General features: G+C 65.0%; 18 protein-coding genes. 13 read left to right on the plus strand and 5 right to left on the minus strand.

Features of this window, described 5'->3' with window-relative positions; all coding sequences use genetic code 11:
* Window positions 1-59: 59 nt before the first annotated feature.
* Entirely contained in the window at window positions 60-719 is a 660-nt protein-coding gene (locus OVA12_RS02850; RefSeq protein WP_268134302.1) for a GntR family transcriptional regulator, read from the minus strand.
* A 149-nt stretch (window positions 720-868) separates the two neighbouring features.
* Here OVA12_RS02850 and OVA12_RS02855 point away from each other — a divergent pair, with 149 nt between their 5' ends.
* The 13 genes from OVA12_RS02855 to OVA12_RS02915 all read left to right on the plus strand — a co-directional run bounded on the left by OVA12_RS02855 (window position 869) and on the right by OVA12_RS02915 (window position 13,792).
* Window positions 869-1,681 carry an ABC transporter substrate-binding protein gene (locus OVA12_RS02855; protein WP_442793801.1) on the plus strand — a complete coding sequence of 271 codons (813 nt, stop codon included), beginning with the start codon at window positions 869-871 and terminating at the stop codon, window positions 1,679-1,681.
* A 129-nt stretch (window positions 1,682-1,810) separates the two neighbouring features.
* Complete coding sequence (locus OVA12_RS02860; protein WP_268134304.1) at window positions 1,811-2,473, plus strand: amino acid ABC transporter permease; 663 nt, start codon at window positions 1,811-1,813, stop codon at window positions 2,471-2,473.
* An 11-nt stretch (window positions 2,474-2,484) separates the two neighbouring features.
* Window positions 2,485-3,153, plus strand: coding sequence for an amino acid ABC transporter permease (locus tag OVA12_RS02865; RefSeq protein ID WP_268134306.1), 669 nt, complete (start codon window positions 2,485-2,487; stop codon window positions 3,151-3,153).
* Window positions 3,150-3,872, plus strand: a complete 723-nt coding sequence (locus OVA12_RS02870; protein WP_268134308.1) for an amino acid ABC transporter ATP-binding protein — start codon at window positions 3,150-3,152, stop codon at window positions 3,870-3,872. The genes OVA12_RS02865 and OVA12_RS02870 overlap by 4 nt, the downstream gene beginning before the upstream one ends.
* Before the next feature lie 59 nt (window positions 3,873-3,931).
* Window positions 3,932-4,825, plus strand: coding sequence for a dihydrodipicolinate synthase family protein (locus OVA12_RS02875; RefSeq protein WP_268134310.1), 894 nt, complete (start codon window positions 3,932-3,934; stop codon window positions 4,823-4,825).
* Window positions 4,826-4,997: 172 nt separating this feature from the next.
* Window positions 4,998-6,434: an aldehyde dehydrogenase family protein gene (locus OVA12_RS02880; RefSeq protein ID WP_268134312.1), complete on the plus strand. Its 1,437-nt coding sequence runs from the start codon at window positions 4,998-5,000 to the stop codon at window positions 6,432-6,434.
* 26 nt (window positions 6,435-6,460) lie between these two features.
* Window positions 6,461-7,714, plus strand: a complete 1,254-nt coding sequence (locus OVA12_RS02885) for an NAD(P)/FAD-dependent oxidoreductase (RefSeq protein ID WP_268134314.1) — start codon at window positions 6,461-6,463, stop codon at window positions 7,712-7,714.
* Window positions 7,715-7,730: 16 nt separating this feature from the next.
* Entirely contained in the window at window positions 7,731-8,732 is a 1,002-nt protein-coding gene (locus OVA12_RS02890; RefSeq protein ID WP_268134316.1) for a 4-hydroxyproline epimerase, read from the plus strand.
* Between the two features lie 27 nt (window positions 8,733-8,759).
* Window positions 8,760-9,863: a cis-3-hydroxy-L-proline dehydratase gene (locus OVA12_RS02895; RefSeq protein WP_268134318.1), complete on the plus strand. Its 1,104-nt coding sequence runs from the start codon at window positions 8,760-8,762 to the stop codon at window positions 9,861-9,863.
* Window positions 9,864-9,874: 11 nt separating this feature from the next.
* Window positions 9,875-10,909 carry a trans-3-hydroxy-L-proline dehydratase gene (locus OVA12_RS02900; RefSeq protein ID WP_268134320.1) on the plus strand — a complete coding sequence of 345 codons (1,035 nt, stop codon included), beginning with the start codon at window positions 9,875-9,877 and terminating at the stop codon, window positions 10,907-10,909.
* Between the two features lie 301 nt (window positions 10,910-11,210).
* Entirely contained in the window at window positions 11,211-11,636 is a 426-nt protein-coding gene (locus tag OVA12_RS02905; protein ID WP_268134322.1) for a hypothetical protein, read from the plus strand.
* Between the two features lie 64 nt (window positions 11,637-11,700).
* Window positions 11,701-12,102 carry a CopM family metallochaperone gene (copM, locus tag OVA12_RS02910; protein WP_442793842.1) on the plus strand — a complete coding sequence of 134 codons (402 nt, stop codon included), beginning with the start codon at window positions 11,701-11,703 and terminating at the stop codon, window positions 12,100-12,102.
* A 730-nt stretch (window positions 12,103-12,832) separates the two neighbouring features.
* Window positions 12,833-13,792, plus strand: a complete 960-nt coding sequence (locus OVA12_RS02915; RefSeq protein ID WP_268134326.1) for an IS110 family transposase — start codon at window positions 12,833-12,835, stop codon at window positions 13,790-13,792.
* A gap of 130 nt (window positions 13,793-13,922) precedes the next feature.
* On the opposite strand, the gene OVA12_RS02920 is transcribed toward OVA12_RS02915, so the two are convergent.
* The 4 genes from OVA12_RS02920 to OVA12_RS02935 form a co-directional block, all read right to left on the minus strand.
* Window positions 13,923-15,878, minus strand: a complete 1,956-nt coding sequence (locus OVA12_RS02920; protein WP_268134328.1) for a TonB-dependent receptor domain-containing protein — start codon at window positions 15,876-15,878, stop codon at window positions 13,923-13,925.
* A gap of 169 nt (window positions 15,879-16,047) precedes the next feature.
* Window positions 16,048-16,803: an iron ABC transporter ATP-binding protein gene (locus OVA12_RS02925; protein WP_268134330.1), complete on the minus strand. Its 756-nt coding sequence runs from the start codon at window positions 16,801-16,803 to the stop codon at window positions 16,048-16,050.
* Window positions 16,800-17,753, minus strand: a complete 954-nt coding sequence (locus OVA12_RS02930; RefSeq protein ID WP_268134332.1) for an iron chelate uptake ABC transporter family permease subunit — start codon at window positions 17,751-17,753, stop codon at window positions 16,800-16,802. The genes OVA12_RS02925 and OVA12_RS02930 overlap by 4 nt, the downstream gene beginning before the upstream one ends.
* Window positions 17,753-18,703: an ABC transporter permease gene (locus OVA12_RS02935; protein WP_268134334.1), complete on the minus strand. Its 951-nt coding sequence runs from the start codon at window positions 18,701-18,703 to the stop codon at window positions 17,753-17,755. Before OVA12_RS02935 ends, OVA12_RS02930 begins: the two co-directional genes overlap by 1 nt.
* Window positions 18,704-18,766: the final 63 nt, after the last annotated feature.

Raw genomic sequence — 18,766 nt, forward strand, 5'->3', positions numbered from 1 at the left:
AGTGCAAGGCCAGTGCCAGGAGTTGCGGACGCCTTCTTTGCGTCTGCACATTTCCCTTCCTATTTCCGCTTCAGATGATCCAGCAACGAGGTCTTCGCGCCAAGGATATGCCGGCGGGTCAGGTCCGCCGCCAACTCGGCCTTGCCGGCCTCGCAGGCCTCCAGGATCGCCAGATGTTCGTCATGGGCCCGGGCGCGGCCGTTCGACAGCATCAGCTGGGCGCGCAGGTAGCGATCGATCCGGTCGAGCGCGTTGTTGACGATGCCGAGGTGATAGGGCAGCCCGCTGTCCTGATACAGCGTGTAATGGAACTGGCGGTTGAGATCGCCCCAGGCCATTGGGTCCGTTGAGGACGAGAAGGCCTCGTGGCACTGGCGCGCCTTGCGCCGCGATTCCTCGCTCATGCGCTCGACAGCGGCCTTGATGACCGTGCCTTCCACCAGTGCCCGGAAATCGAAGATCTCGGCCACTTCATCCGGAGCGATCGAGGCCACGACCGCGCCCTTGTAGCGCTGTGTCGTCACTAGCCCCTGCTGCTCCAGCATGGTGATCGCCTCGCGGACGGGAATGCGGCTGGTGTTGAACAGTCGTGCGATCTCGTCCTGGCGCAAGGGTTCGCCATCCTTCAGGTCGCCCTCGATGATGGCCTTGCGCAAGGCCTCAAACACGATGTCGGCGACCGAAGCGGTCTTCGAGATATCAACGGGTTGCAGCTTCACGGCATCAATCTCCCTCACCGTTCACCTAGCATATTCGCGGGCGTTTGTGCCATCTGATAATTTCATATTGTAAATTGGATCCAATATATGCATAGTCGCGTCACTCCGGCAGGGAGGCCGGCGGAACGAGAACTCTGGGAGGAGTTGAGATGAAGATTTTGAAGCTGTTTGCGGCCGGGGCCGCGCTTGCCATGCTCGCCGTGCCGGCGCAGGCCGACCGGCTGGACGACATCATCGCGTCCGGTAAACTGCGCTGCGCCGTCACCCTGGACTTCCCGCCGATCGGCATGCGCGATGCCAACAACGAGCCGGTTGGCTTCGACGTCGACTACTGCCGCGATCTCGCCAAGGCGCTGGGTGTCGAGGCCGAAATCGTCGAGACCCCGTTCCCGGACCGCATTCCGGCGCTGATCTCCGGTCGTGCTGACATCGGTGTCGCTTCGACCTCTGACACTCTGGAGCGCGCCAAGACCATCGGCTTTTCGATCCCCTACGTCGCCTACAACATGGTGGTGCTGACAAAGGAAGGCTCGGGCATCAACGCCTATGAAGACCTGAAGAACCGTCGTGTTGGCTCGACCTCGTCCACCTTCGAGGCGCTGGCGCTGGAAGCGGACATGAAGAAATGGGCGGACCCCAAGGGCGCGTTCCAGGCCTACCAGAACCAGGCTGACGTGTTCCTCGCCCTCGACCAGGGCCATATCGAGGCCACCGTGGTGACCTCCACCGTCGCCTCCGATGCAGTCAAGTCGGGCAATTATGCCGGCTTCAAGATCGTCGACGAAGCGCCCTACGAGACGGACTTCACCTCGCTGATCACGCTGCGTGAAGACTTCGGCCTCATCAACTACCTCAACCTCTTCGTCAATCGCCAGGTCCGCTCCGGCCGTTATGCCGAGCTGTGGGGCAAGTGGGTTGGTGGTCCGGTGCCGGATCTGACTGTCCCGGGCGTCTATCGCTGAGGCGAGACATCTGATCCCTGCGGCCTGCCTCCCACCGGCAGGCCGCATCGCCCGCACCCGGAGGTCCGGCCATGGCCTGACTGACGGGGCCGATCGGTCCGGCGACAGCCGGACCCTCAGGGGGATGCAATGAATTATACCTTCCACTGGAACCAGGCGCTGCGGCGGCTGCCCGAGATGCTGGACGGGGCGCTGGTGACGCTGCAGGTCGCAAGCCTTGCCATGCTGATCGGCATCGTCATCGCCGTCTTCCTCGCCTACGGTCGCTTGTCGGACAACCGGACGGCCCGGGCGGTGGCGACAGGCTGGGTCGAGATCGCCCGCAACACGCCGGCGCTGTTCCAGATCTACTTTTTCTATTTCGGTCTCGGCTCGTTCGGCCTCAGGCTGGATCCCTTCAGCGCGCTGCTGGCGGGCATTGCCTTCAACAACGCGGGCTATCTGGCCGAGACCTTCCGTGGTGGCCTGCAGGCAATCCCGCCGAGCCAGACCCGCGCGGCGCGCTCGCTCGGCCTCAGTGCCCTGCAGACGTCGGTGCATGTGGTGCTGCCGCAGATGTTCCGGATCGTCTTCTACCCGATGACGAACCAGATGGTCTGGTCGATCCTGATGTCCTCGCTCGGCGTGATTGTCGGCATGACCTCCGACCTGACCGGCGTGACGCAGGAACTCAATGCCCGCACGTTCCGCACCTTCGAATTCTTCGCCCTGGCCGCCGTGCTCTACTACGCCATGGCCAAGCTCACCATCCTTGCGGCCCGGCTCATCGGCTGGCGCCTGTTCCGGACCTGAGGAGGCGGATCATGTTTGACACTGCTTTCTCGTCCAACGACCTGATGTTCCTCCTGAAGGGGGCCTGGCTCACCATTCAGCTGACCGTGGTGGCGGTTGCCATCGGCACGGTGCTGGGTGTCGTCTTCGGCTGGGCCCGGGAGTCGCTGCCCGGCTGGGTGAATGTCCCCATTGGCGCGGTGCTGGATGTACTGCGCTCGGTGCCCCTGTTGATCCAGCTGGTGCTGGTCAATTCCGGCAAGAGCATCCTTGGGCTGTCCTGGTCGCCCTTCGTGGTCGGCGCGGTGGTCCTTGGCCTCTACACGGCGGCCTACTGCACGGAGATCGTGCGCGGCGGCATCCTGGCCGTGCCCGCAACCACCCGCCGTGCCGCCCGCTCGCTGGGCATGACCTACTGGCAGGACCTGACCAGCATCGTCGCCCCCATAGCCCTGCGCGTCTCGTTGCCGGGCTGGATCGGCCTGACCCTCGGGGTGATGAAGGACACCGCGTTGGTGATGTGGATCGGCATCGCGGAACTGCTGCGCTCGTCCCAGATCGTCATCACCCGCATCCAGGAGCCGCTGCTGGTGCTCGCAATTGCCGGCCTGATCTACTTCGTGATCAGCTTCCCCGTCTCCCGTCTCGGCGCGTTCCTTGAGCGCCGCTGGGCCGACGACAGCCTGAAGGCAGACCAATGATCGAGATCGAAAACGTACACAAATCCTATGGTTCGCTCGAGGTCATCAAGGGCGTCACCATGCAGGTGGAGAAGGGCGAGGTCGTCTCCATCATCGGCGGATCGGGCTCCGGCAAGTCGACCTTGCTTCAGTGCATCAACGGTCTGGAGCCGATCCAGAAGGGCCATATCCGCGTTGACGGCATCGATGTCCATGCCAAGGGCACCGACCTCAACAAGCTGCGGCGCAAGATCGGCATCGTGTTCCAGCAGTGGAACGCCTTCCCGCATTTGACCGTGCTGGAGAATGTGACCCTCGCACCGCGCAAGGTGCTTGGCCTGTCGGCGCGCGAGGCGAACGAGATCGCAGAGAAGCATCTCGTTCACGTTGGGCTCGGCGACAAGCTCAAGGTGATGCCCTCGCGCCTGTCCGGCGGCCAGCAGCAGCGCATGGCAATCGCCCGCGCGCTCGCCATGTCGCCGGACTACATGCTGTTCGATGAGGTCACCTCGGCGCTTGACCCGCAGCTGGTCGGCGAGGTGCTGGACACGATGCGCATGCTCTCGGCCGAGGGCATGACCATGATCGTGGTCACCCACGAAATCCGCTTCGCCCGCGAAGTGTCGAACCGCGTCGCCTTCTTCCACAAGGGGCTGATCCACGAGATCGGCTCGCCGGAAGAGGTGATCGGCGCCCCGAAGAAGCCCGAGACCATCGACTTCCTCAAATCCGTGCTGTGAGCGTGATCGCTGCAGCGCCCATCCCAAGTAGCTGATTGAAAGACAAGGACGAGAGATCCATGTGGACTGGTGTTTTCCCTGCCGTCACAACCAAGTTCAACGCTGACGACACGCTTGATCATGCCGAAATGGAGCGCTGCTTTGCGCTGCAGATGGAGGCGGGCTGTGATGGTCTCATCGTTTGCGGCTCGCTGGGCGAAGGCTCGATGCTGTCGCAGGACGAGCGGCTCGCCGTGCTCAAGACCGCGCAGGGCGTGGCTGGCGGCAAGCCGGTGCTGATGACCATTGCGGAAGCTGCAACACGCGACTCTGCCAATCTGGCACGCAAGGCTGCCAAGGCCGGGGCCAATGGCTTCATGGTGGTGCCGAGCACAATCTATCACACCGACCCGGCCGAGACGGTTGCCACCCTGAAAGCCGTGGCGGAGGCCGGCGACCTGCCGATAATGATCTATTCCAACCGCGTGGCCTACCGGGTCGATGTCACCGTGCCGATCATGGAGGAACTGGCGAACGATGCCCGTTTCGTCGCGGTGAAGGAGTCCTCCGACGACATTCGTCGCGCCACCGAGATCCTGACCCATTTCGGCGACCGGTTCGATGTCTTCACCGGCGTCGACAACCTCGCCTTCGAAGCATTGGCTGTCGGCTGCAATGGCTGGGTTGCGGGCCTCGTCGTGGCCTTCCCGAAGGAGACGGTTGCCATCTACAAGCTGATGCAGGCCGGCCGCACGGCCGAGGCGCTGGCGATCTACCGCTGGTTCCGCCCGCTGCTCGACCTCGATGTCTCGACCTATCTCGTCCAGAACATCAAGCTGGCCGAAGTCCACGCGCTGGGCTCCAACGACCGCTGCCGCATGCCGCGCATGCCGTTGTCGGGCGAACGCCGTGCGAAGGTCGAGAAGATCATCCGCGACGCCATCGCCTGCCGCCCGGCGCTGCCGGCCGTATGAGAGGGGCATGGAGCAATGGCCCCCCACCCCCAACCCCTCCCCACGAGGGAGAGGGGACGGGGGTGGGGGGAGCCTTGTCGGCGACATCGCCGATTGCCGTCTCGACGTGGCGCAAACGAAACGGATAGGCTGGCAGGATCAGCAGTTCCAACAGGATAGACAGGTCAGTCCCATGACGGAGTTCAGGAATTTCATCGCTGGCAGCTGGAGCGAAGGCGCGAGCCAGTCGCCCAACATCAATCCGTCGGATACCCGCGATGTGATCGGCGCAGCGGCCCGTGCCTCGCGCGCTGAGGCCGAGGCGGCCATCGAGGCGGCGCACGCGGCAGCTCCGCTGTGGGCGGCGTCCACACCGCAGCAGCGCTTTGATGTCCTTGACCGGATCGGCACCGAGATCCTGGAGCGGCGCGAGGAGCTGGGCCGGCTGCTGTCGCGTGAGGAGGGCAAGATCCTCGCCGAGGGCATTGGCGAAGTTATGCGGGCCGGCCAGATCTTCAAGTTCTTCGCCGGCGAGGCTCTGCGTCAGAGCGGCGATGTGCTGGCCTCGGTACGCCCAGGCGTGACAGTGGATGTACGCCGCGAGCCGGTCGGTGTCGTCGCCCTGATCACGCCGTGGAATTTCCCTATCGCCATCCCCACCTGGAAGGTTGCGCCTGCGCTTGCCTATGGCAACACCGTGGTGCTCAAGCCGGCTGAACTCGTGCCGGGCTCCGCGCATGCGTTGGCCGAGATCATCTCCCGGTCTGGTCTGCCAGTGGGTGCCTTCAACCTCGTCGGCGGCAAGGGCTCGGACATAGGTCCGGTTCTGACCTCGCATCCGAAGGTCAAGGCAGTGTCCTTTACCGGCTCCGTTCCGACCGGTCGGGGCATTGCACGCGCCTGCGCGGAAAACCTCAAGAAGGTGCAGCTCGAAATGGGCGGCAAGAACCCGATGGTGGTTCTCGATGACGCCGATCTCGACATTGCGGTCGCCGCCTCGCTCAACGGAGCCTTCTTCTCCACGGGTCAGCGCTGCACGGCCTCCAGCCGCCTCATCGTCACCGAAGGCATCCATGACCGTTTCGTCGCCAGGATGACGGAGGCGCTGAGGAAGCTGGTCGTCGGCGACGCGCTTGATCCGGCAACGCAGATCGGCCCCGTGGTCGACGAACGCCAGCTCGCCCAGGATCTCGATTATGTCGACATTGCCAGGAGCGAGGGCGGCAAGGTGGCCTTTGGCGGCGAGCGGCTCAATCGCGAGAAGCCCGGCTTCTATATGGCCCCCGCGCTGATCACCGAGACCACGCCCGGCATGCGCATCAACCGCGAGGAAGTGTTTGGTCCGGTCGCCAGCGTGATCCGGGTCAAGGACTATGACGAGGCGCTTGCAGTCGCCAATGACAGCGAGTTCGGCCTGTCGTCGGGCATCTGCACCACATCTTTGAAATATGCGAGCGATTTCAAGGCGAAGGCGCAGGCAGGCATGGTCATGGTCAACCTGCCGACGGCGGGCGTCGACTATCACGTGCCGTTCGGCGGCACCAAGGGATCGAGCTTCGGTCCGCGGGAACAGGGCCGCTATGCGGCCGAGTTCTACACCACGGTGAAGACCGCCTACACCCAGCCCTGAACGCGGAAACGGGAGGAGCCGCGATCATGACCGCGGAGCATATCGAAACCGATGTCGTGATCGTGGGCGGCGGCATCATCGGCCTCTCGGCCGCCTTCCGTCTGGCGGAGGCCGGGCGGAAGGTTGTGCTGGTGGAGCGGGGCGAGCTTGCCAACGAGGCAAGCCGCGGCAATGCCGGGGCCTTCGCCTTTTCCGACATCCTGCCGCTTGCCTCGCCCGGCATCCTGTTCAAGGCGCCCAAGTGGCTCCTGGATCCGCTGGGACCGCTGGCGATCCCGCCGCGCGAGGCCTTCTACCTGCTGCCCTGGCTGCTGCGCTTCTTCCGCGCCAGCCTGCCGGACCGGGTGGAGGCCAGCGCGGCGGCGCAGGGCGCGCTCAACACGCTGGCGGCGCGGGAGTGCGACAGCCTCGTTGCGTCGGCCGGCCTGGGCGCCTTCGTGCGCGCCGACGGGTCGCTGCAACTCTATGAAAGTGATGCCGAATTCCGGGCATCTCTGGAGGGCTGGGCCTGGCGGGAGCGCTATGGCATTGCCTTCGAGCATCTCGATCGGCGCGGGCTCGCCGAGCTGCAGCCCGGCCTGTTGCCGCAGTTCATCCGGGCAACCTTCGTGCCTGGCTGGAAGACGGTGACCGATCCGCGCGACTACGCGCTGGCGGTGGCCCGGGCAGCGGAAACGCTCGGCGTCAAGGTTCATCGCGGCGAGGTCATCGCGATCACCGGCGGCGGTGACTTGCAGCAGGTCCGGCTCACGGGCGGTGCGACCCTTTCCGCCCGCCACGTGGTGCTGGCGGCGGGGCCCTGGTCCAAAGGCCTTGCCGCCAGCCTCGGCGCGGACGTGCCGCTGATCGCCGAGCGCGGGTACAACACCTCCCTGCCGGCCGGGGCTTTCGATCTGAAGCGACAGCTGATCTTCGGCGGACATGGCTTCGTGGTGACGCCGCTTGCAAACGGCGTCCGGGTCGGCGGGGCCTCGGAACTGGCGCGGTTTTCAGCACCCGTCAACTTCAGGCGCTCGCAGCACATGCTGGCCAAGGCGGCGCGGTTCATGCCGGGCCTCAGGACCGAAGGCGGCGTCGAGTGGATGGGGTCACGCCCGTCGATGCCCGACAGCCTGCCGGTGATTGGCCGCAGCCCGCGAGCGCGCAACGTCATCCTCGCCTTCGGGCACGGCCACCTTGGTCTTACCCAATCGGCCGCCACCGCGCGGCTTGTCACGGATCTGGTGCTCGAGCGCCAGCCGCCCATCGACCTCAGCCCGTTCCGGCCTGACCGGTTCTGATCCTCTGGAGACTGCCATGGCAGTGAGCACCTTTACCTGTATCGACGGACATACCTGCGGCAACCCGGTGCGTGTGGTGGCCGGCGGCGGACCGCTGCTCTCCGGCAAGACCATGCTGGAACGGCGGGCGCATTTCCTCGCCGAATTCGACTGGATCCGCACCGGACTGATGTTCGAGCCGCGCGGTCATGACATGATGTCGGGCTCGATCCTCTACCCGCCGACGCGGGAGGATTGTGATGTCGGCATTCTCTTCATCGAGACGTCCGGCTGTCTGCCGATGTGCGGCCATGGCACCATCGGCACCATCACGATTGCCATCGAGAATGGCTTGATCCGGCCAAAAACACCGGGTGTCGTGCGGCTGGACACGCCGGCGGGACTGGTGATTGCCGAGTACGAGCAGGTGGGCCGTTTCGTCGAGAAGGTGCGCCTGACCAACGTGCCGTCCTACCTGCATGCCACCGGCCTCACCGCCGAGGTGGAGGGGCTGGGCGAGGTGACGGTGGATGTGGCCTATGGCGGCAATTTCTACGCGATCGTCGAGCCGCAGGCCGTCTTCAGGGACATGGCAGATTTCACGGCCGGCGAGCTGATCGGCTTCAGTCCGAAGCTCCGGGCAGCGCTCAATGCCAAGTATCAGTTCGTGCATCCGGAAAAGCCGGACATCAAGGGCTTGTCACACATCCAGTGGACCGGCAAGCCGACGCAGCCGGAGGCCCATGCCCGCAATGCGGTGTTCTACGGTGACAAGGCGATCGACCGTTCCCCTTGTGGAACAGGCACTTCCGCCCGGATGGCGCATCTGTTCGGCAAGGGTGAACTGAAGGTTGGCGACAGCTTCGTGCATGAGAGCATCATCGGCTCGATGTTCGAGGGCGGTGTGAAGGAGGCGGTCAAGGTCGGGAACCATGACGGCATCATCCCGACCATCGCCGGCTGGGCCCGGGTGACGGGCTACAACACCATCATGATCGACGACCGCGACCCCTATGCCCATGGATTCGTTGTGGTTTGAGGTCTCAAGATCTGGAGGGACTGACCCATGCGCATTACAGCCATTCGTGCCTATCAGGTGGATCTGCCGCTGAAGGAAGGCCGGTATTCCTGGTCCAACGGCAACTATGTCGAGGTCTTTGACGCCACCGTTGTGGCCATCGACACCGATGCCGGCATCACCGGCTATGCCGAATGCTGCCCGCTCGGGTCGGCCTATCTGCCCTCCTATGCGAAGGGTGTCCGGGCGGGACTGGAGGAGCTGGCGCCGAAGCTGATCGGGCTCGACCCGACGGATCTGGCCACCTTCAACCGCGCGATGGACGCCAGTCTCAATGGTCATCCTTACGTGAAGGCGCCGCTCGACATTGCCTGCTGGGACATTCTGGGCAAGGTCGCGGGCATGCCGCTGGTCAAGTTGCTGGGTGGTGTGGCGCAGGAGAAAGTGCAGCTTTATCGCGCCATTTCGCAGCAGTCTGCCGACAAAATGGCGCAAAACATCGCCGGCTATCGCGCCGAGGGCTACACCAAGTTCCAGCTCAAGGTCGGCGGCGATGCCAACGACGACATTGCCCGCATCCGGGCCGCACGGGCGATCCTGGAGCCGACCGATATCCTCGTTGCCGATGCCAACACTGGCTGGAACCGGCATGAGGCAACGCGGGTGGCGGCGAGCGTTGCCGATCTCGATGTCTACATCGAACAGCCCTGCCTCACCTACGAGGAATGCCTCTCCATCCGCCGGCGGACGGCACGGCCGTTCGTGCTGGACGAGAATGTCACCGACGTGAACATGCTGGTCCGTGCCATTGGCGATGACGCGATGGATGTCATCAACCTGAAGATCTCCAAGGTCGGCGGGCTGACCAAGGCGCGGCAGATGCGGGACCTGTGCATCGCCCATGGCATCGCCATGACCATCGAGGACACCTGGGGCGGGGATATCGTGACGGCGGCGATTGCCCATCTCGCCCAGTCGACGCCGGAGGAGTTCTGTTTCTCGGCGACGGACTTCAACTCCTACGGCACGAAGCGCATTGCCCATGGCGCACCGCAACGGGTGAACGGGGCCATGACCGCACCGACCGGGCCGGGACTTGGCATCGAGCCGGACTTCGAGGCACTGGGGGAACCGGTGCTGCGTTTCGCCTGAGGAGCCTTGACATGCGCACGAGCAAGATCATCCACGTGGTCACCTGCCATGCGGAGGGCGAGGTGGGGGACGTGATCGTCGGCGGCATCGCACCGCCGCCGGGGGAGACGATCTGGGAGCAGCGCGGCTTCATCGCCCGCGACGGGGCCTTGCGCAACTTCGTGCTGAACGAGCCGCGCGGCGGGGTGTTCCGGCATGTGAACCTGCTCGTCCCGCCAAAGGATCCGCGCGCGGTAATGGGCTGGATCATCATGGAGCCGGAGGACACGCCGCCCATGTCCGGGTCCAACTCGATCTGCGTGGCAACCGTCCTGCTCGACACCGGCATCGTGCCGATGCAGGAGCCGGAAACGCGCTTCGTGCTGGAAGCGCCGGGCGGGCTGGTGGAGGTCCGGGCGGTCTGCCGCAATGGCAAGGCGGAGCGGATCTACGTGACCAACGTGCCATCCTTTGCCGGCAAACTATCCGTGCCGCTGGAGGTGGAAGGGCTCGGAACGCTCACCGTCGACACGGCCTATGGCGGCGATAGTTTCGTCATCACCGATGCCCGTGCGCTCGGGTTCGAGATCGTGCCGGATGAGGCACGCGAACTGGCGGAAACCGGCGTGCGCATCACCCGGGCGGCCAACGAACAGCTCGGGTTCACGCATCCGCTCAACCCCGACTGGAGCCACATCTCGTTCTGTCAGCTCACCTTGCCGGTGGAGCGGCAGGGCGACCGGCTGGTCGGGCGCAACACGGTGGCGATCCAGCCGGCCAAGCTCGACCGCTCGCCGACCGGCACCGGCTGCTCCGCCCGCATGGCGGTTCTGGCGGCAAGGGGCGAGATGCAAGTGGGGGATCATTTCACCGGCATCTCGGTGCTGGGCTCGACCTTTGACTGCCGCATCGCCGGGACGACGACTGTCGCGGGCCAGCCCGCAATCCTGCCGGAAATCTCCGGCCGTGGCTGGGTGACCGGCACGAGCCAGTTGATGCTCGACCCGGACGACCCCTGGCCGGCCGGCTACCGCCTGTCGGACACCTGGCCGAAGAAGCTGACCTGAGGCGGCTGATCTGAAGGTGTGAACCTCATCCAAGTTTCGTGCTGAAGAAGTGCAGCGTCTCGGTTGGATGACATGCCCCGGACTTCACCGGCGTCATCCCGGCCGAGCCGCGCGAGAGCCGGGACCGGAGGGGCGAGGTCTCGATGTTTCAATGTCGGGAATACTGAAAGGCTTTCGGCTCTCCGGTCCCGGGTCTTCGCTTCGCTGCGCCCGGGATGACGATGGAGGAAGCAAGGACTGTTTGCGGCGCTTGCCGCTACGAGAGTTGCGTGCCGCCGGAGAAACAGGCTAGGGTCTGGCCATGGTCAATGCCGTCAAACAGGGCTGGATTGCGTTTCTGCTGGCCACCGGTCTGGTGCTTGCGCTGGTCTGTCTGTCGTTTCAGGCTGGGCAGGCTGCGGGACCAGGCAGGCTCGCCGGGGATAGCCCTGCCCATGTCGGCATGGATCATCTCGGCATAAGTCATGCAGACCTGGTTTGGGCGCCAACAAGCCTGAGCGGTGCCGAGGCATTGCAGGCTTCGGCCGGCCATCCGTGCTGTCCGCCGGCGCAGATGGATGACGTGTGTGTCACCCTCTGCATGATGGCTTCCAGCTTTCTTGCTCCGTCATTTTTGGCTGCTGACGCGCCTGCCTCCTATGAATTGGTCAACTGGCAGGCAGGCAACTCCGACGTGACCGGCCTTGGCGAAGCTTGCGAACCGCCGCCCCCCAAATCCCTCGCCTGATCTTTTCTTGAGCCGTGGCCAGAGCCGCGGAGTTTCTGCTCAATCCAAAAGGATCATCGAGATGATGAAGATTTATGCCGTGACCGCCCTTGCCCTTGCACTTGGTCTGGGTGCCTTGCCCGCGTTTGCTGACGGACCTGCGCCCGCGCAACCTGCCGTGCAGGACCATAGCGGCCATTCCATGCCGGCTGCCGGATCAGAAAGCGCCAGTGCGTCCACCAAGGCCTATCAGGCCATCAACGACGCCATGCACAAGGACATGTCCATCGCCTTCACGGGCGATGCGGATATCGACTTCGTGAAGGGCATGATCCCGCACCATCAGGGTGCGGTCGACATGGCCAAGGTGGTGCTGGCGCATGGCACGGATCCCAAGATCCGGGCGCTGGCCGAAGCCGTGGTGAAGGCGCAGGAAGATGAAATCGCCTTCATGAAAGCCTGGCTGAAGGAAAAGGGCGCGGAGTAATCCTGGCCTGACAGCACCCGGGGTCCCGGCATAAAGTCGTGGCCCCGGATCAGGTGCCTGTCTTCATCGCCGCGCCACTTGATGTCACCCCGGCCGAGCGGGGCGAGAGCCGGGGGCTGGTTGCTTGCAGAGCCGTGACGGGGACCGAGGCGGTGCCTCGGGCGAGGCTTGCTGATGCGCAAGTCTGCGGGAGCGCTTGGATCACGTTTGTCGCTCTGGCAGCGAGTAGGCCCCGGGTCTCCGCTTCGCTACGCCCGGGGTGACCTCGGTTGGGGGAGGCGCCGCGGGGGGCGCTGTGACAGAATGATCCGGACCCGCGTTGGCGCGGGTCGAACTCATCGCCGCGCCGCTTGATGTCACCCCGGCCGAGCATCGCGAGAGCCGGGGCCTACTCGCTTCCAGAACGGCGATGCGGGCATTGCGTTGCCTCTGCTGGAAAACGAGCATTTGCAGTGCCGCGACCATTTCTCCCGCTCTGCGAACGAGTAGGCCCCGGGTCTCCGCTGCGCTGCGCCCGGGGTTGTTTGTTGTCCGAGGTGCTAGGGTAAAGGGGAAGCTGCGACCCTTAACCCGCAGCTTCAGCGTCAGGCGACCGTCCCGGGGTCGGGTTTTCACCCGCTGTCATCATGGCTCCCTGACGCTTCCCTTTTCCCGCTTGGAGAGTTGATTGGGCCTCTGGTTGACACCCACGCCCGCAAACAATCCGAAGCACGTCAAGGATAGCACGGCCATGCCCGCCCTGCAGCAGCCTCCCGCCCATGTCTGCGGCTTCGATGTCGCCAAGGACAGCATCACCGCCTTCGACACCGCCACCGGCCGTGTCACGACCTTCCCCAACCGCTCCGCCAGCATCCGCAAGGCGCTGACAGGCCTGTCGGCCGACTGCCTGTGCGTGTTGGAGCCGACCGGCGGCCACGAGCGCCTGCTGGTGGGCGAACTGACGGCAGCAGGCCTTGCCTGCCACCGGGCCGATACCGTTAAGGTCAAGGCATTCAGCCGGTCCTTCGGCCGTCTTGCCAAGACAGACGCCATCGATGCCCAGGCTCTGGCCCGCTATGGCGAGGAGCGCTGGAAGACACTCGCCCTGTTCACGCCGGCCGATGAGACCCAGAGCACACTCGCCAGCCTCAATGCCCGCCGTCAGGAGCTTCTCGCCCTCAAGGTGGCCGAGCAGAACCGCTCAAAGATCCCCGGAGAGGGACCTGGCATCGCGATCATCCGCCGCTCCTGCCAGGTCATCCTGCGGGCGATCCTGCACGAGATCGAGGCCATCGACGCCGCCATCGAGGCGCTCGTCGACGCCTCGCCGCAGCTCGCCCGCCGGATCGAGGTCTGCTGCTCCCTGCCGGGCGTGGGCAAGCGCACCGCCATCACCCTCGCCGCAACCATGCCGGAACTGGGAACGATGGACCGGCGCCAGGCCGCAAGCCTCGCCGGGGTCGCCCCTCATCCGAAGGACAGCGGAACCCTCAAGGGATATCGCCGGATGCACGGCGGACGCTCCACCGTCAAGCCGGCCCTCTTCATGGCCGCCTTGTCCGCAAGCCGCGCAAACGGGCCATTAAAGGAGGTCTATCAAAGGCTTATCAACAACGGGAAGAAGCCAATCCTCGCAATCGCCGCCCTCATGCGAAAGATCATCGTCATCCTGAACGCAAGGATCAGGCAAAACGCACAACAACAGAGTTGATGACGGCGGAGGGGATGATGCTGGGAAAACTCTGCCGCGGTGGGGAGGAGGCCGGGAAAGGCCTGCCGTTATGGTGAGGACTTGGACCCGCGCGGGCGCGGGTCCGTTTGTGCCGTGCCTCTATGCCTGATCAGAAGGTCTTCTTGACCGTGAACAGGAAGCTGCGGCCGGGTTCCTTCAGCTGCTGGACGCTGGTGTATTCGCCACCGTAGGTGCCGCGGTCGGCGTAGTCGGCGTCGAAGATGTTGTTGGCTTCAAGGCGCAGCTGCAGCCCGGCGAGCTGGACCGGCTCGTACTGTAGGAACATGTTGAAGACGTGATAGCCCTTGAGGGTCTTCTTGGCATCTTCGGCCCCGATCGGGCCGTCGTAGTCGAGGGCCATGTCAAGCCGGCTGCCGACAGTGACGCCATAATCGACGAACTTGTGCTGTGCCTCGACTGCGATGACCTGGCCGAGCGGTGCGCCGTAGTCGAGCGACTCATAGCCACCGGTCTTCTTGCCGTTCACCTCGATCTCGGTGTTGGAATAGGTCGCCTTGATCGAGCCGTCGCCCCAGCTCCAGCCACCGCCGAGGTTGAAGCCCTGGGTGATGAAGTCGTCCGTCTTGATGCCGTTGCGGGCATTGTCGAAGTCGGTGCGGAAGATTTCTGCATTGGCGAAGAAGCCGTCATGACGCCATTCAATGCCGCCGACCACGTTCTGGGCGCGGGCCGGGCGCAGGGCCGAATAGGTCCACTTGGGCGAGTAGGTGTAGTTGTCCTCGATCACCAGACCGCCGAAGACATTGGAATAGCCAGCCTTGAGGAACAGGTTGTCGATGACCTCGTAGCGAACCGAAGCATTGCCGCTGACGCCGGACTGATCCCGCGTCTGGCGGTTGACGCCTTCGAAGGACTGGAAGTCCGCGCGGCCGCCGAAGGACAGCTCGATCCGGTCCGTGACGGACAGGCGCTCCTGAACATAGAGGCCGACGTTCTGCGCCTTTTCGGTCAAGCGGCTGGTCGGATCCGAGTAGCGGCCGGTCTTGGCGTAGAAGTCGAGGCCGGCGGTGAGAGCGTTGGTCTCGGTGAAATGGAAGGTATTCTCCACCTTGCCGTTGAGCGTGTTCGACTTGCCCTTGCTGCCGAAGGGCTGTGGCACGTCGATGTGGTTCTCCGAGAAGCCGATGAGGACCGTCGGGTCCCACAGGCCGGTGTTGTCCGTGCCCTCGTAGCGGATGGAGTAGTTCTGCCGGTCGGTGTCATAGCGGCGCAGCAGCGGCGTCGGGCGGCCACCGATGAGCGCGCCGAAGTTGGCGCGCCAGGGGCGCATGGCGTCGTCGATCATGCGCATGCCGGAGAGTTCGAGACGATGTCCGTCCTTCTCGTAAGCGCCCTTGACGAGGAAGCTCTGCAGATCGGCGCCCGTTCCGCGCACGCGGCGGCCATTGCCCGCCTCGTAGTCCTGACCCTTGGCATTCTTGATGTAGCCAAGCAGTTCGAACCCGGAGTGGCGGCCGTAAGCGGCGCCCGACTGGGTGAAGGTGTTGCCGTTGGTGTCATAGGACAGGCGGCCATAGGCGCCGATGTTGCGTTCCGGCGACAGCAGGTCGCCGACATCCACCGTGTCGAACTGGACGGCACCGGCCATGGCATGCGGGCCTGCATCTGCCGGGGCGACGGTCGGATCGACGCGGACGGACTTCAGCAGTTCCGGGTCGATGGTGGTCGCGGTGGTGTGGTGGAAGGCGCGGTTGTTCTGGGCGACACCGTCGACGGAAACGGCAAGGTTCAGCAGGTCGACACCGTTGACGAAGATCTTCTGGGCAATCGGGATGCCGCCGCCGACTGTGACCGAAGCCTGGCCGGCGAAGAGATCCTTCATGTTGCCTGTCGCGCTTGCCTCGATGTCCTGTTCGCTGATGTAGATCGAGTTGCCCCGGTCTGCTGCGCCCGCGTGCTTGTCGTTCTTCGTGTTGCCTTGCAGCACGACGGTCGGCAGGTCCTGGACCGGAGTGTTGTCGTTGGCCAGTGCCGGACCGACGAGCCCGGCGGCAAGCGCGGTGCCGACAAGGAGATGGCGCAGGAGAGTGGCGGATCTGGTCATGTGCAAGGAGCCCCTATCTTTCACAAACGTGCCGCTACGGGAATTTTCTTCCGAGAAAGCGACGTGATGTTTGAGGCATCCCTATGATATTCAATAATCTCTCAGCAAGAAAAAATATGAATCTTTAATTCATAAACTTGTGGGTGTTGCGATCCTGCATCGCGCCCTGTCAGCGGTGGTGGAGGACAAAGGGGCGGCCATCCAGCTCGATGACATTCAGGTTCATGCCGTAGAGATCACCGAGCAACGGTGCGGTCAGGACGTCGCGCGGGGTGCCTGCGGCGAAGAGACGGCCATCCCGGAGCGCAACCACATGATCGGCCCACTGTGCGGCATAGTTCACATCATGCACGACGATGACGATGCTCTTGCCGGACTGGCGCAGACCATCCAGCCGCTGCATCAGGGCGCGCGCATGCGGCATGTCGAGGTTGTTGAGCGGCTCGTCCAGCAACAGCCATCCGGTGTCCTGGGCGAGGGTCATGGCAAGGAAGGCCCGCTGCTGCTGGCCGCCGGAGAGCTGATCGAGGAAGCGGGTGGCCAGATCGGTCAGGTCGAAGGTGGCAAGGGCGTCAGCGACGATGCGCCGGTCAGCCTCCGTCTCGCGGCCCTGGTTGTGCGGCCAGCGGCCGAAAGCGACGAGATCGCGCACCGTGAGGCGGCTGGCGACCGTGTTCGACTGGCCGAGGATGGCCACATGCTGCGCGAGCGTGGCGGAGGGGGTGGCGCGGATGTCCATGCCGTCGATCTGAACGCTGCCCTGCTGCAGGGGCAAAAGCCGGCCGACCAGGTTGATGAGGGTCGACTTGCCGGCGCCGTTGGGGCCGATCAGCGCGGTGATGGCGCCTGCGGGCAGGGTCGTTCTGATGTCCGACAGTATGGTGGCCGCGCCGATGCGGTGGCTGAGGCTGTCGATGCGGATCATCGCACGCGTCCTTTCAGGAGCAGCCAGAGGAAGAACAGTCCGCCGATGCATTCGACGACCACACTCAGGGTGGATTGCTGGCCGATCAGGCGCTCAAAGACGAGCTGGCCGCCGACCAGGACGATGCCGGCGATGAGCGCGGCGGCAGGCAGGAGCCTGGCATGGCGATCCGCGCCGACCAGCGCATGGGCGAGGCCGACGACGATGAGGCCGAAGAAGGCGACCGGGCCGACGAGGGCGGTGGAGACCGAGACGAGCAGGGCCACCAGCGCCAGGACCAGCAGCATCAGCCGCTCGTAGCCGAGCCCGAGCGAGACGGCGACGGGACGGCCAAGCGCCATGACATCGAGGCGGCGCGACAAGGCACAGGCAACAGCAATGGCGGCTAGGGCGGCGCTACCGCCGATGAGGAGCAGCGTGGCGTCGATGCGGGTGAAGCTGGCGAAGGTGACCGACTGGACGACCGAATAGGCGTTGGGATCCATCACCCGGGCGACGAAGCCGGAGAGCGAGCGGAACAGGACGCCGAGAATGACGCCGGTCAGGATCATGCGGGCGATGTCGCGCGGGCCGCGGCCGAGCAGCGTGCCGAAGAGCAGCACGGCGGCGGTGATCATGACGCCGACCTCCAGCCCGAACTTCAGCGCCTTGGGCAGGCTGGTGAAGCCGACCGCGCCGATGACGGCGACCAGCGCGGTCTGCATCAGCACATAGAGCGCATCGAAGCCCATGATCGACGGGGTGAGGATGCGGTTCTGCGCCACGGTCTGGAACAGCACGGTGGCGACCGCGATGGACGCGCCGACGACCAGCATGCCGCCAAGCCTCGTCGCGCGCAGCGGCAGGATGAAGCCGGCGTTGGGACCAAGGCCCGCGAAGAGATAGGCCGCGCCGAGGCCGAGAAGGCACAGGGCGAGCAGGGCAAGCGGATGGGCGCGCACGAAAGCCATCATCGCGCCGGCTGCCGGTAGAGAAGCCAGAGGAACAGCGCCGAGCCCAGCACGCCCAGCACCGTGCCGACCGGGACCTCGTAGGGGTAGCGCACCGCGCGGCCAAGGATGTCGCAGGCCAGAACCAGCGCCGCGCCGCCGGCGGCGACCACGGGCAGGCTCTGGCGCAGGTTGTCGCCCATCAGCCGCGAGACGAGGTTGGGCACGACAAGGCCGACGAAGGGGATCATGCCCACCGTGACGACGACGAGCGCGGTGACGATGGAGACGACGGCAAGGCCCAGATGCAGGACGCGTTCGGTGTTGAGCCCGAGGTTGGTCGCCGCGTCCCGGCCAAGGCCCAGGAGGACAAAGCGGTCGGCGTAGACATAGGCGAGGGCGGCAGCGGCCCCGGCGATCCAGAGCAGTTCGTAGCGACCGGCGATGACGCCGGAGAACTCGCCCGACATCAGCCAGGTGCCGATGTACTGCAAGAGGTCTGTCTGCCAGCCGATGAAGGTGACGGCGGCCTGCAGCACGCCGGCGAGGATCATGCCGACCAGCGGCACGAGCAGCACCTCGCGCGGGGGCAGGCGGCGGATGAGGCGCAGGAACAGGAAGGTGGTGGCAAGCGCGGCGGCACTGGCGACCAGCATCTTGACGAGGATTGGCGCGCCGGGGGCGAGCAGCGTGATGGCCAGAAGGCCGAGGGCCGCGCCCTCGCCGGTGCCGGTGGTGCCGGGCTCGACGAAGCGGTTGCGCACGATCTGCTGCAGGATGACACCGGCGACGGCAAGCGCTGCGCCGGTGAGAAGCACGGCCAGGGTACGTGGCAGGCGCGAGACCCAGAAGATCAGCGCCGCCTGCGGATCATGCCCGATCGCGGCCACATCGACGCTGGCCGCGCCGAGCGTGAGGCTCAGCGCGGACAAGGGGATGAGGGCGAGGGTCAGGAGAGCGGCGAGGCGCATGAGCGTCTGGAACCTGGAACCTGGCGTTTGCTGGGCGTTGGCTGGGCGTTGGCAGGGTCGCGG

It is taken from the genome of Pannonibacter sp. SL95, from assembly GCF_026672425.1.
In the GTDB taxonomy this organism is placed as follows: Bacteria; Pseudomonadota; Alphaproteobacteria; order Rhizobiales; family Stappiaceae; genus Pannonibacter.